Here is a 13,739-nt window from a genome sequence, read left to right as displayed (position 1 = left end):
GCCGCATGCTCCGTTTCCTCTGGACGCGCGGGTCGTCGACTCATCCGCTGATCACCTCTAGCATCGAACGCTCGACCATTTCCGGGTCGACATCCTTGACGGTATCGACATGGCCGATCTTCGTGGGCAGCACCAGTCGCAGCTTGCCGCCCACCGTCTTCTTGTCACTGTACATGATCCCCAGCAACTCGCCGGGATGGAAGGGGCGAGGCAAACGGATCGGCAATCCGAGCGTCGACCAGAGCGTCTTTTGTCGCTGGTTGAGCGAGGGGTCACATCGATCGAGCATCTCGGCCAACTTGGCCGCCGCCACCATCCCGACCGCGACCGCCTCGCCGTGCAGCATCAGCGAATAGTCCGACGCCGTCTCAAAAGAATGGGCGTAGGTATGCCCGTAGTTGAGGATCGCGCGCCGGCCGGAGGTCTCGCGTTCGTCCTCGGCCACGACTTGGGCCTTGAGCTGGCAGCTGCGCGTGACGATTCGCCCGAGGACGTCGGCCTGCTTCGCCACGATCGCCGGCGTCGTCTCTTCGAGCCAGGCGAAGAACTCCTCGTCCATGATCACGCCGTATTTGACCACTTCGGCCAGGCCCGCCCGGAAATCCCGCTCGGGCAAGCTGTCCAGCAGTGCCAAATCGCAGACGACCAGCGTCGGCTGATGGAAGGCGCCGATCATGTTCTTGGCTCGGGGGTGATCGACGGCGACCTTGCCCCCCACGGAGGCGTCGACCATCGCCAGCAGCGTCGTCGGCACTTGGACGAAGTCGATCCCGCGGGCGTAGGACGCGGCCACGAAGCCGGCGAGATCGCCCACGACGCCACCACCGAGAGCGACGACCGCCGAGTGACGGTCCGCCTTGATCGCGACCAGCGTGTCGAGCAGTTGGGAGTAGTGCTGGAGCGTCTTGGAGCCTTCTCCGGCGGGAATGACGGCCAGATGGGCTTCCAGGCCCGCTTCCCGGAGCGACTTGATCGCTCGCCCGCCGTGAAGGGGCGCGACGTTGGTGTCGCTAACCAGGAGAATCCGCTGTCCACGGATCCGTTGCTTCACCAGGTTGCCGAGGCCGTCAAGTCGGTCGCGTCCAATGTGAATTTCGTAGCTTCGCTCGGCCAAATCGACCGGCACGACCGTCTCCAAAGCGGCCTCCATCAGCAATGAGTCGTGTGTTGGGTCTTTCTTCCCCGTCGTTTTCAATCTACGGGCGCTCCGGAGCCCGACAAGGTTCGGACCGGCTTGACTCAATCGCTCCAAGGATCTATTGCGGCTGATCTTGGGGGATTCTCGCGACGGACGGTTTGGTCGGCGAACCTCAAGCTAGATCGACATCCAACGCACCGTGTGGCCTCGATGGTGAATCGGGCCGACGACTTTGCGTGTCCTCAGATGCGATAGGGAGATCTTCGATGCGGCATGGAGGCCCGGTTCGTTCGGTTGCTCATGGTATGGGCGCGATGGCCCTCGCGGGATGGCTCGCGACCACGGTCCTGGCCGCTTCCGAGAAGGGCCCCCTCGACTATCCGATGGTTGGTGATCGCACCAGCATGGAAGGTCTGCTGCCGATCAAGGTCGAAGGCCTCGGCCTGGTCGTCGGCCTCAATGGCACCGGCAGCGATCCCCCCGCCAACCAGGTTCGCGACCGCATCATGGAGATCATGCGCAAACGCAACGTGGTCAAAACCGAGCATGTGCTCGCCAGCAAGTCGACCGCGGTGGTGTTGCTGCGGGCCTTCATTCCGCCAGGCGCTCGCAAGGGCGACCCGATCGACGTCGAGGTCTACGTTCCCCCGGGTGATCCCGCGTCGAGTCTCCAAGGCGGACGACTGCTCGAGGCCGAACTCTCCGAACAATTCGTGACCCAAAGCAAAGCCGCTATCGGCGGCGACTCTCTGATGACGGTTGGGGGGCCGATCCTCGTCTGGGGTGACGCCGATGACGGATCGCTCAAGAAGGGCAAGATCCTCGGTCAGGGCCGCTCCAAAATTGATCGCAACTTTCGCGTCATTCTCGATCGGGAGGATCGCTCCGCCCGGCTGACGCGAATGCTGGCGGTCAAGATCAACGAACGCTTTCACTCGCCAGGGCAGGGGATTCGCGAAGGACTTGCCACCGCGAAGGACGAAAAGATCATCGAGTTGAAGCTCGATTCCCGCTACCGCTACGACATCGACCGCTTTCTGCACGTCGTCCGCCGGATCCCGATCAGCCGCTCCGAAACCTTTCGCCATCGCTTGCAAGAGGAATTGGCCGATCGGCTCAACCGGCCCGAATGGGCGCTCGAGGCCGCGCTACGGCTCGAAGCCTTGGGCCGAGTCTCGAGCCCGGTTCTCAAGGATGGGCTTAAGTCCAAGAACCAACACGTCAAGTTCGCCTCGGCCCAGTCGCTAGCGTACTTGGGGGATGGCTCCGGCGTGCAGGTCCTCGCGGAACTCGCCAAGAGCGATCCGCTCTATCGTGCTTACGCTCTCTCGGCCCTCGTCGCTCTCGATCACCCCATCAGCAGGATGGAGTTGAGCGAGTTGATGAAGACCGAGAGCGCCGAAACTCGCTACGGAGCCTTTCGGGCTCTCCTGGCACTCGATCGCTTCGATCCGAACGTCCGGGGAAAGAACGTGGGCGAGGAGTTCAGCCTGCACCGAGTTCCTTCGGAAGTCTCGCCGATGATCCACCTTTCGCGGAACTTTCGGCGTGAAATCGTGCTGTTCAACTCGAACCATCAGCTCCGGACCCCGCTTAGTCTGCGAGCCGGGAAATTCATACTTCTGAATGCGGGTGCGGACAACAAGGAGATCCATCTCGCCTCGTTTCGCCCTGGTCCCAAGGGCACCATCGAGCAGCGCGCGGTCAGCAGCCTTCAGGTGGGGGAGGTGATCGAGAAGATCGTCGAACTTGGTGGAACGTACCCCGACGTCGTGGCGATGCTGCAACAGGCCTCGGAGACGGGCAATCTTCCTGGACGATTGGAAATCAACACGCTGCCTAAGAGTATCTCCCTGTCCCGACTGGCCGCGATTGGCGGAGATAGGGGTCGCGAGGGTCGTTCCACTCTTGACGGCGACGCCCCGAGCCTTTTCCGGGTCACGGATTCGAATTCGGCTTCATCAAAGCCTAAAATGACTACGGCTTCCAAGCCTGATGAGGACGAGGACGTGGAAGAGGAAAAGCCGAAACGCTCCCGGTTCAACATCTTTCGCCGCTTCGCCGACTAGGTATTGGTCCTAGTGCTTTGTCAGAACCAAAAGGTTGGGTGGCACTGGCTGCTTGTCGGCCAGTGAGAAGTGATCGTGGATTCACAACCCGAGATCTCGCGTTTGACGCAGCACTAGTGCGTCTTCGGGTGCCATGGGCTGCTTGACAGCCCGTGAGAAGAGGTTGAGACCTACCTCGGCCGAAGTTCAGACGTTGAAAGAACTCTCGTTCGTTTGCTAATCCTGAGGAATCTCGTCCAACGCGCCGCGCCAAGAGCGGACGCAAAGCGGCGTTGGTGGTTGCATGCTCAAATGGCTCCAACTCGTCGGCTTCAAGAGCTTCGCCGACAAGACGCGCTTTGGCTTCGGGGACGGCGTCACCGGGATCGTTGGTCCCAACGGCAGCGGGAAGAGCAACGTCGTCGACGCGATTCGCTGGATTCTCGGCGAACAAAGCGCCAAGAGCCTTCGCGGCAAGGAGATGGCCGACGTCATCTTCAACGGTTCCTCCACCCGCCGGAGCCTCGGCCTCGGCGAAGTTTCCCTCTGCCTGGACAATTCCCGCCGCTACCTTCCCGTCGAGAGCGACGAGGTCGTCCTGACCCGCCGCGTCTATCGAAGCGGGGAAGGCGAATACCTCATCAACAACCGACTCGCGCGCCTGCGCGACATCCGCGAACTCTTCCTCGGTACCGGGGCGGGGGCGTCGACCTACTGCATCATCGAGCAGGGCAAGGTCGAGCGCATGCTTCAAGCTTCGACCAAGGACCGCCGGCAGATCTTCGAGGAAGCGGCCGGGACGAGCCGGTTTCGCGCCAAGAAGATCGAATGCCTTCGCCGACTCGACCGCGTGGAACAGAATCTCGTCCGCGCCCAGGACATCTGGGAAGAGGTCGACAAACAACTTCGGGGCCTGCGCAGTCAAGCCGGCAAGGCGCGTCGCTACAAGGAGATGTCCGATCGGCTGCGCGAACTGCGCTTGCAGGTCGGAGCGGCCAACTTCTACGAGCAGTCCCGTGAACTCAAGGCGATCGAGGATCAACTCGGCGGCGCCGACGAGGAGACCACCAAGAGCGAGGAGCGCCTCAAGGAGTCCCAACGCCGTTTTCGTGAGTTGGACGAGACCCTCACCGGGCAGGAAGAAGCGATTCGCGAGGTGACCGAACGACTCTCGGCGGTGCGCGAGCAGACCGCGACGCTCGAGTCGGCCGTCGCCAGCGATCGCAGCCGCCACGAGGAACTCTCGGCGGAAACCAACGACGGTTTCCTACAGCTTCGTTCGCTGCGTCTTCGAGCCAACCAAGCTCGGGTGGAGCACCGGCAGCATCGCGAGCAAGTCGCGACCGAAACGACCCGGCGCGGCGAAGCCGCCGAGGAACTCCAGCGGCTTCAGCAAGAGGCCAAGCAACGATCACAGGAACTCGAACAAGCGACCAAACGCCTCGAGGAGGACCGCGCCAAGTCCGACGAGGTCATCAAGCGACTCGCTCGATTCGAGAACGAGCAGTCGGCGATCGAAAGCCAGCTCGCGATTCTTTGGCAACAGTCCGAACGGCTCGCCGAGAAGTACGCCGACTACGATACCGGCATCCGCCGGCTCCAGCGCGAACAAACTCTCCTGCGACCGCAGGCCTTGGCCGTCGAGGCCCAAGTCGGTCGGCTGCGTAACCAGGGCGGGACGCTGCGTCGCGACCACAAGCGATTGCTCGAACAGCGCAGCGATCTGCTCGATCGCCTCGCCCATCTTCGCGATCGCCGGACGGCCCTTTCGAGTCGCGCCGAGGTCTTGGAGAATCTCGCGGTCCGGCATGAGGGATTCGAGGGGGGCGTTCGCCAAGCGCTCAACCGCAAGGCCGCCGGCCAAGAGATCTGGCGCCCCGTCCTGGGGGTCCTCGCCGAGTGCCTCGAGGTCGACTCCGACCATGCCGATCTTGTCGAGTTGGCCCTCGGTCCTCGGGCCCAGGCGCTGATCGTTCGCTCGACCGAGGAGTTGTCCGACGAGTTGTTGCACGCCGCGAGAGAACTCAACGGCCGCGTTCCCTTCCTGCTCATCGACGACGGGTCGGGCGATCATCTCGACGTCTTCCCCGATGAGATGGACGCCCTCTGCCTGGCGGACCTGATTCGCTGCGCGGACGAACTGCGTCCGTTGGTGGAAAGGTTGCTCGGGACGACCTTTGTCGCCGACGATTTGGCCTCGGCTCGTGACGCGGCCTCCCGCTTCGCCGATCTGCGTTTCATCACGCCGCAAGGGGACTTGCTCGAGCCGGGCGGATGTTTGTCGGTCGGCCCGCTGCATCGTTCCCAAGGACTCCTCTTGCGGGCGGCGGAACGACGGGAAATCAAAGGCGACATCGAGAAGACCGAGGAGGAGATTCGCGTCGAGGAGGTCGCGCTGGCCCGGCTGGATGCCTCGATCGACGAGATGGAGTCGACGCTCAGTTTGCAGGACGTGCTCGAGTCGACGTTGTCGGAGCAGGCGCGGCATTTCGCTTCCGTTCTCGGCCGCAACGTCGATCGTTGCCAGGAACTGAGCCGGTCGCGCAAAGCCGCCGCAAGGGAACGCGCCGAGAACGATCGCGAACTTGATCAAGTCAACCAACAGTCCGACGACGTCGAGAAACGGATCGCGGAGTCGCACGATCAGCTTGCCGCCTTCTCTTCGGGGATGTCGCGAACGGAGCAGGGGGTCGAGGAACTCCGCGCCCAAATGGCGGAACTCAACGCGACGATCAGCGATCGCAAACTCGAGTTCGCCAAGGCCGAACAGCGGTTGGCATCGCTGAGCGCCGGCCTCGATCAAGTCGCCGCCGCGGAGGTCCAGCGGCAACAGGAACTCCAGGACCACCTCGCCCGATTGCAGACCGCCCGCTCGCGCGGCGAAGCGGTCGAAGCCCGACTGCTGCTCAACACCGCGGCGCTCGCGGAGCTCTATCATCAAAAGGACGGGATCGCGTCGGTCAACGGTTTCGACCCGGCGCGGGTCGCGAAGATGCGCGAGGAACGCCGCGTCTTGAGCGCGTCGATCGAATCCGATCGAACGGCGCTCGACCAACTTCGCTCGCGTCATCATAAGGCGGAGCTGCGGCTGACCGAAGTGCGGATGAGACGCGACAATCTCGTCGCACGGCTTAGCGAGGACTACGACATCGACGCCTCGACGCTGATCGGGGCCGATTACGAGCCTCCCACCGAGCCCCTTGATGAGGCGCGTTCGGAGATCGATCAGCTCACCGCGAAGATCAGTAAACTCGGCACCGTCAACACCGCGGCGGTCGAACAACTCGACGACTTGGAAGAGCGGAGCGGCACGCTGCGCCACCAACTCGATGACCTGCAAGCGGCGAAGAAGCATCTCGACAGCGTGATCGCCCGCATCAACGAGGAGAGTCGCCGGCTCTTTCTCGATACCTTCGAGACCGTCCGCGAGCACTTCCAGGACCTCTTCCGCAAGCTCTTCGGCGGTGGCAAGGCGGATCTGTTGCTCGAGGACGACGCCGACGTGCTGGAAGGGGGAATCGACATCATCGCCCGTCCTCCCGGCAAGGAACCGCGGAGTATTTCGCTGCTCAGTGGTGGCGAGAAGACGATGACGGCGGTCGCGATGCTGATGGCGCTCTTCCGCTCCAAGCCGAGTCCCTTCTGCGTGCTCGACGAAGTCGACGCCGCCCTCGACGAGGCCAACATCGGTCGGTTCACCGAGATGTTGCGCGAGTTCCTCGACCAGTCGCAGTTTATCATCGTGACTCACTCGAAGACGACGATGGCCAACACCGACGTGCTCCACGGTGTCACGCAACGCGAGCCGGGCATCTCGACCCGCGTGTCGGTTCGTCTGGAGGACATCGGTCAGGACGGTCGCATCAGTGATGAGGCCGGCGCCGAGGAAGAAGTCGAAAGCGCGGCGGAAGAATCGTCATCCTGACGAATGGCCCGCTGTCAACTTCCTCGTGCGAACATCCTTCACTTCTCCTAACGAACATGAGTGGAATTGGAAGAAAAGCGATTCTTCCGCGCGGCATCCGCCATTTTTATCCTCGCCCCTTCGCCCAATCGCGTCGTCGGCCGCTCGCAGCGGATATGTTCCCCTTGGAAGCCGGATGCGATCTATTCATCACCGCCTGATGAGATCGCCCCTTGGCACCCGCTGATCGGACGGCCGAACAGTGTGAGGAGACCATTGGGCGGGTTAGAGGGAAATCATGCTGCTGACCACGACGCGGCGCGTACTCCTGTCGACACTATTCGCGGCGCTGGTTGTCTCGACCAGCGGTTGCTGTGTCGGTTACTACGTCAAGCCGTGCGGCAATCCGATGCAAGGTTGCTGCGCCAAGCACAAACACAAGCACAAGCATTGGAAGAAGAAGAACAAATCGTGCTGCTGCCCCTGCAGCGCCAGTACGGTGGAGCCGGCGTGCACCATCTGCGGCAAGGAAGACGTTTCCTACGCTCTGCCGGCCGTCGAGGAAGCGGGCGGTGAGATCTTCATGCAGACGCCCGATGGTCAGCTCTTGCCGATGCCCAACGACGGGGCGATGACGCTGCCGCCGCCGCAGTGCGAGGGTTGCTTCTCGGCGCCGAGCATCCACATCGAATCCGTTCCCGATGGGCAGCCGCAGATCAGTCATGCGCCGCCGGTCGATGACGAGCCCCGTTGGGAGTCGTTCCGGCCCGCTCCCAAGCCGGAGAAGAGCAAGCCCGCTCCGAAGAGCGAGCCGAAGAAAACCGAGTCGGCCCAGAAGCAAGTCAAGCCTCGCAAGGGGTCGCTCGCGTTGCGGGTCAGCTCCGATCCGGGGTTGGTCGCGGTGGGTGAGGAGATCACGTTCGAGCTGACGTTGCTCAACGAGGGTAACGCTCCGATCGAGCGGGTCGACCTCGCCGCTCGCGTGAGCGAGAACGTCGACATCACGTCGATCAAGCCGGCTAAGACGGGAACGTCTCAGGGCGGCTTGGTCACCTTCGAGCCGATCACCAACCTGATGCCGACGTCGATGCCCCTTCGCTATCAGATTGTCGGAAAAGCTCTCAGGCCGGGAGCGGCTCGGATCAGCGTCGAGGCGGGAAGCTCGGTGCTCAGTTCGGGTCCGTTGACACGGGAGGCGGCGACACAGGTGACGGACGACGAGGAGCCGGGGGCTTCGACGCAGGAGGAAGCGGAGGAGACGTCGTTGGCCGCGGAGTAGTCTCCTCTTCGATCAACGTGCTCTCTTCGACCTTTAGTCCGTTCTTTCCCAATGTCTGGTGATGCAACGTCACCGAGATCCTGCCTTCGCCCGCCTTCTCGGCCGTCACCCAAACGTCGACGGCCATCCGATCTCCCGGGGCCAACGTTTCGATCGGCCCCAACCGCAGCACTTTCCCTTCGATCTTCTCGCGAATCGCCCCCTCGACACGCTCGAGTTTCAGGTGTGGCGCCATCGTGACGTCGAGATCGAGCCCCTTCGCACTGTCATTGCCGCGATTGCGGACAACGACGCGGTAGGCGAACTCCTCGCCGATCTCGACCGGATCGCGTTGGTCGGCGACATCGAGTTCCAACGACGCGTAGCCGCGCGCGTCGAGCCGGTCGGCCTGGGTGGCAAGCAGTTCATTGCCGCGTCGCGCGACTGTCACCACTTGTTGTTGCTTGAGCGTCTTAGTCGGACGGGCGGCCAGCGTCATCGTGACCGTTTGCTTGGGAGCCAACTTGAGGTTCTTCCACGTCACCAAGCCGCCATCGACCACCGCCGGCGGGGTGGTTTTCTCGATGGTGACTCCCGGCGGAAGGGCCTGCGAGACGCTTAATCCCTCAAGAGGGAGAGGGCCAACGTTGGCGAGGGTGGAGAGGACTTCCAACTTGCCGCCGACGCGACTCCCGGCCGGCACGGATTGCGTCAATTTGACGGCCGGTTCCGCGAAGAGAATCTTCGCATTGGCTGACGCGAGCAACTTGTCGGCCCCAAGGATGTCGAACCGAACATCACTCGCGCCTGGCTTGCCGCTCTTAATGGTCCTCGTCCAGGTCCAACCCTCCGTCGTCCGCTCGGGGCCGGTGCCGTCGAGTAGTTCGATCTCCTTTCCGCCGACAACGAGCCGGAGTCGACTACCGTCGAGGGGTTGCGAGCACGTCGCCGCGATGGTGTACGTCGCGACGCGACCGACCTCCACGAGGGAGGGGCCCGCGGCGCGAGCGCGGAGCTTGGGGACCTCCCAGCGGACGGACGTCTTGGCCGACTGCAAGACGGTGACGATGCCGGGGCTCGACTGCTTGCCGATTAGCTCACACGAGAGTTCGCAGGTGCCGGTCGCGAACCCGGCCGGCTCGACGGGAAGGGACGCTTGGCCCTTGGAGTTCGTGGTGACATCGATCGACTTGGCGTGTCCGGGCAGGTGGGCCGGGCCGCTCTTGGTCAAGGTGTAGCGGACGGTGTATCCGGCCAGTGGCTTCGATTTGTCGATATCCCTGACTTCGGTCGTCACCGTGGCCGGGTTGCCCGCGACCGCGGCGATCGGCTTGGGGAAGGTCGCGACCGCGGAGTCCCAGTGGACATTCAGGAATTGCTGACGCGTTTTCGGGTTCTCGATGCCTTCGACGAGAACCGTGAGGACCATGTCGCCCGCCTGCCTCGATTCGCACAAGCACCAAGCTTGGCCGATGCCGACGTTGACGCCGGAGAGTTCCTTGCCGAGATCGACTTGGTGAGCGGTCGCGGCGGTGAAGGTTCGCGCGAAGGTCGGCAGAACTCGCTCCCCGGCGCGGTTCGCGTCATCGGCCTCGGGGACCTTTGAGATGTGGGCGGGGCTTTGACGGTCGATGATCCAGTCGACTTGGGCGTTCGCGACCGGCTTACCCTCTTTGTCGACGACGGTCGCGACCAGCAACAGCGGCGTGCCGACGCGAAGGATCGATGGCGGCTGGGTCACGGTAAACGCGACCGGTGGCACCACCTTGAGCAGCGCCGGGGCCTTCGGCTTCTCGAGGCCCGTCTGGATCACGCTCTCGTCTCGTCGCTCGAACCGGGGAGCCTCGTTCCGCTCAAGCGGCAGTGCCGACAACTTCGGCATGCTCGCCAGGGCGGGGGACGGCTTCTTCGGTTCCTTCTTGGGTTCAGGCTCGACGGGGGGCGACGGTTCCGGAACTGGTGCGGTGCCCTTGGCGATCAGAGGCGATTCGCCAATCGTCGAGGTCGTCCGAAGCACGATCGCCAGCAGCGCGACGATCACGATGGCGACAATGGTGCGGATCACCGCTCCCAGACGCGGTCGATTGTCGTATGCGGCTTTCTTCTCGGCCGTTTCGCTCTCGGACCGGTCGACATCAACCACGTTGGCTTTCCTTGCATCTCGGCAGTTTCGCTACGTCGCCTCATTTGCTTACCCCATTGGGAGAATTCCGGCAACACGAGTCGGCCGTTGGGGTTTGGGCGAACTTGTCTCAAGGACTCGTCACGTCCCCCGGTCGAGGAACGGAGATTCCGGTTGGTTGGGCGAGACCTATTGCGTCGAGTCTAGCAGGAGGGCGGACGGAACCGAAGGGCTACTCCCCAATGAATCGGCTCCCTGTCGCCGGACAAGCGTCGGCGCTGTCGGCAAAACTGCATCGGTTTCGCCAAATTGCCACCGTTTCGGACAAATCTTCGCGCCAAACGCGCCGATCAGCCTCCAAAGGGAACGCTATTCCCCCAATCCGGGACCGTTTCGCGCAAAAACGCGCCCAGGTCGCGCACGGAGGTCGTCTATTCCTCGAAAAGCGTCAGTTGCCCATCCAGCCTCGGTCGGCGGAACTGACTCGAGTCGAGCGGCGGCGGCTTCATCCGAAAGCCGAGCTTGGTCCGGAAGAGGTTGAAAGTCGCTTGGATCTGTTCGGCGATCGGCCCGCTTCCTACCAATCGCTTGGAGAAACGGGTGTCGTTGAGCTTGCCGTCGCGGCAGGCCATGATACGCTGCTCGACTCGGCTCGCCCGATCGGGAGCATGCCGCGAAAGCCAGTCGAGAAAGATCGGCCGAACCGCGTGGGGAAGCCGCAATAGGACCTTTCCCGCGGCGATGGCGCCCGCGTCGCGCGCCGCCTTGAGGATCGCGGGGATCTCGTGATCGGTCAGTCCCGGGATGACCGGGGCAACCATCACGCCCGCCGAAACGCCCGCGTTGGTCAATTCCTCGATCGCACGCAGTCGGCTCTCGGGACGCGGCGCCCTCGGTTCGAGCGTCGAGGCGAGCTTGGGATCGAGAGTCGGCACGCTCAGGAAGACATGGATCAACTGGAGAGCCGCCATCTCGGCGATCGGGGCTAGATCGCGAAGTAGCAGACTATTCTTGGTGATGATGATCAGCGGTTGACGGCAGGCAAGAGCCACATCAATGCAACCCCTTGTCAGCACAAGTTTTCGTTCGATTGGCTGGTAGCAGTCGGTGACCCCCGACAATGCGACCGGCTCACCTTGCCACGATCGCTTGGCAAGATGGGCCTCAAAAAGCCGCGGAGCGTCCGGCTTGTAGAGGATGCGCGTCTCGAAGTCGAGGCCCGCGTTGAGTCCGAGATACTCATGCGTGGGGCGGGCGTAGCAGTATGCACAGCCGTGCTCGCAGCCGCGATAGGGGTTGAGGCTGAAGCGAAATCCGACGTCGGGACTGTCGTTCTCGGAGATGATCGACTTAGAGTGGTCGGGAAGAAACTCCGTCGTCCGCTTGCGCCATCGCTCCTCGAGGTCCGACTCGTATTGCAGGTGCTCGAAGTCCTCCTCGTGGCGGTGGGCTTCGAAACGGTTGGGAGGATCGATGGATGAACCTCGCCCTTTGAGGGTCTGTCGTCGTCGATAGGACATGAAGACGTTGCTCCCACCGTGGGGGGTACCCGCAACCCGCATTGGTGTTCAATTGTACACTTTATGGGCGGCGTGAGAATTCCAGTTAGGTAAAGATTTCCTAACATCTTGAAGCGAAAAGGTTTGTGCTGCGACGGATTTGGCCGCCTGCGGGGTGCTCGCTTCGGCGATCTTGGTCCGATGGTGCTTTGCGGAGCGCTAGGCATTTCGCTAAACTGACTCTTTCCCTGCGACATAGAGAAAGGTTTCAAACAAATGGCTGGAACGCGTGACCGCGATATGCGGCTTTCCGATCGCCTTCCTGTTGACTGGCGGAAGCGAATCTCCGCCTATCGCGGTGCTCCCTTGCAGCACTACCGGCGGGTCATGAAGACGTTGGCGTCCTTCGATTGGATGACACAAGAGGAACGAGAACGAGCGGCTTTCGTGATCGTCGAGAAAGAGCAGCTTCGCGAACAGGGGCAATCCCTGGAAGAGGACGACGAATAGTCGTCGAAGCGGATCGCATCCCACCTCATGGCCCGCTCGTTCCGAGTGTCGGCCCATCACCCATCAGCTAGCCGGGAACGGATTCGGACGAAGGAAGCAGATGCCGATCTTTGGTTCACACCTCTCAATCGCGGGAGGCTACTACAAAGCGGCTCAGGAGGCTGGCCGCTTGGGGCTTCAAGCGGTTCAGATCTTCACCAAGAACAACAATCAGTGGCGGGCCAAGCCTCTCGTCGAACAGGACGTCGAACTGTTTCAGAACGCGTTCGCCGAGGCTGGGCTGCTCCACGCGATCTCTCACGATTCCTATCTCATCAATCTGGCCTCGCCGGACGACGAGCTTTGGAACAAATCGATCGATGCGCTGGTGGTCGAATTGGAGCGGGCCAAAGCGTTGGGTATTCCCCACGTGGTGGCCCATCCGGGAAGCCATCCGGGTGAGGAGTCGGTCGGGTTGGCTCGAATCGCCGCCGGACTCGATCAGGTCTTCTGCCGCACGGCGGAGCTCGCGGCGACGGTGGCGCTCGAGACGACCGCGGGGCAGGGGAACAATCTCGGTCATCGCTTCGAGCATCTCGGGGCGATCATCGAGCAGTGCGCGTATCCCGAGCGCCTGACGCTCTGCGTTGATACGTGTCACATCTTCGCGGCGGGTTACCCACTCGCGCCAAAGAGGCGCTACAACCAGACCATGCGGGAGTTGGAGGAAGCGGTTGGCTTCGATCGGCTCGTCGCGGTGCATGCCAACGACAGTAAGAAAGCGTTTGGAAGCCGCGTCGATCGGCATGAGCACATCGGTCGCGGGTTCTTGGGGCTGGAGCCGTTCGAGCACTTGGTCAACGACCGGCGTTTTCGCGATGTGCCGCTCTACCTCGAAACGCCCAAGGGAGAAGATCCCGAGACCAAGCGGCCTTGGGACACGATCAACGTCGAGACCCTTCAGGGACTGGTGAAGAAACGCCCGACGACGAAGCGTTCTCAGTCGCAAGCGTGATGAATGCGGCCGAAGGCTATGGCGACCAGTCCCCCGCCTCGGCGACCCCCGGTTGATTCAACCGGGGCCGACGCCGTCGGCTGGAAGTCTCTTGGGCGACGCCTGTCGTGGGGGAACCATCCGTTCATGGCGTTCAACCCCCACCCGCGACTTCTTGCGTGCTTCGCACGCCCCGGTAGCGAAGCAACCGGGGGTAGCCGAAGAGGTTGTAGCCGAAGAGGTGACTTTTAGCCGAAGAGGTGACGCCCCGAAGGGCGACCCCCGGT

At 62.6% G+C, this 13,739-nt stretch carries 8 protein-coding genes; 5 read left to right on the top strand and 3 right to left on the bottom strand.

Annotated elements, in window-relative coordinates:
* Positions 1-40: 40 nt before the first annotated feature.
* Positions 41-1,150, bottom strand: coding sequence for a 3-dehydroquinate synthase (gene aroB, locus Pan216_RS13985; protein ID WP_145258580.1), 1,110 nt, complete (start codon positions 1,148-1,150; stop codon positions 41-43).
* A 254-nt stretch (positions 1,151-1,404) separates the two neighbouring features.
* Here aroB and Pan216_RS13980 point away from each other — a divergent pair, with 254 nt between their 5' ends.
* The 3 genes from Pan216_RS13980 to Pan216_RS13970 all read left to right on the top strand — a co-directional run bounded on the left by Pan216_RS13980 (position 1,405) and on the right by Pan216_RS13970 (position 8,369).
* The gene (locus tag Pan216_RS13980) at positions 1,405-3,207 is read left to right on the top strand and encodes a flagellar basal body P-ring protein FlgI (RefSeq protein WP_145258579.1); all 1,803 of its coding nucleotides are present in this window, start codon (positions 1,405-1,407) and stop codon (positions 3,205-3,207) included.
* Between the two features lie 283 nt (positions 3,208-3,490).
* Positions 3,491-7,111, top strand: a complete 3,621-nt coding sequence (gene smc / locus Pan216_RS13975) for a chromosome segregation protein SMC (protein ID WP_145258578.1) — start codon at positions 3,491-3,493, stop codon at positions 7,109-7,111.
* Positions 7,112-7,388: 277 nt separating this feature from the next.
* Complete coding sequence (locus Pan216_RS13970; RefSeq protein ID WP_145258577.1) at positions 7,389-8,369, top strand: hypothetical protein; 981 nt, start codon at positions 7,389-7,391, stop codon at positions 8,367-8,369.
* Here Pan216_RS13970 and Pan216_RS13965 read toward each other — a convergent pair.
* Positions 8,260-10,491, bottom strand: coding sequence for a DUF11 domain-containing protein (locus Pan216_RS13965; protein WP_145258576.1), 2,232 nt, complete (start codon positions 10,489-10,491; stop codon positions 8,260-8,262). The genes Pan216_RS13970 and Pan216_RS13965 overlap by 110 nt on opposite strands.
* Before the next feature lie 410 nt (positions 10,492-10,901).
* Positions 10,902-11,990: a PA0069 family radical SAM protein gene (locus Pan216_RS13960; protein WP_145258575.1), complete on the bottom strand. Its 1,089-nt coding sequence runs from the start codon at positions 11,988-11,990 to the stop codon at positions 10,902-10,904.
* 255 nt (positions 11,991-12,245) lie between these two features.
* Between Pan216_RS13960 and Pan216_RS13955 the strand changes: the two genes are divergently transcribed.
* Both Pan216_RS13955 and Pan216_RS13950 read left to right on the top strand, forming a co-directional pair.
* Positions 12,246-12,479: a hypothetical protein gene (locus tag Pan216_RS13955; protein ID WP_145258574.1), complete on the top strand. Its 234-nt coding sequence runs from the start codon at positions 12,246-12,248 to the stop codon at positions 12,477-12,479.
* A 100-nt stretch (positions 12,480-12,579) separates the two neighbouring features.
* Positions 12,580-13,473, top strand: a complete 894-nt coding sequence (locus Pan216_RS13950; RefSeq protein ID WP_145258573.1) for a deoxyribonuclease IV — start codon at positions 12,580-12,582, stop codon at positions 13,471-13,473.
* Positions 13,474-13,739 lie beyond the last annotated feature (266 nt).

This window comes from Kolteria novifilia (assembly GCA_007748055.1).
Classification (GTDB): domain Bacteria; phylum Planctomycetota; class Planctomycetia; order Kolteriales; family Kolteriaceae; genus Kolteria; species Kolteria novifilia.
Note: the sequence above shows the minus strand (reverse complement) of the source record. Positions and strands in the feature narration are given on the sequence as shown.

Coding starts and splice junctions, on each gene's coding strand:
- aroB (WP_145258580.1), bottom strand. CDS start 1,150: ATGGAGGCCGCTTTGGAGACGGTCGTGCCGGTCGATTTGGCCGAGCGA.
- smc (WP_145258578.1), top strand. CDS start 3,491: ATGCTCAAATGGCTCCAACTCGTCGGCTTCAAGAGCTTCGCCGACAAG.
- Pan216_RS13980 (WP_145258579.1), top strand. CDS start 1,405: ATGCGGCATGGAGGCCCGGTTCGTTCGGTTGCTCATGGTATGGGCGCG.
- Pan216_RS13970 (WP_145258577.1), top strand. CDS start 7,389: ATGCTGCTGACCACGACGCGGCGCGTACTCCTGTCGACACTATTCGCG.
- Pan216_RS13955 (WP_145258574.1), top strand. CDS start 12,246: ATGGCTGGAACGCGTGACCGCGATATGCGGCTTTCCGATCGCCTTCCT.
- Pan216_RS13960 (WP_145258575.1), bottom strand. CDS start 11,990: ATGTCCTATCGACGACGACAGACCCTCAAAGGGCGAGGTTCATCCATC.
- Pan216_RS13950 (WP_145258573.1), top strand. CDS start 12,580: ATGCCGATCTTTGGTTCACACCTCTCAATCGCGGGAGGCTACTACAAA.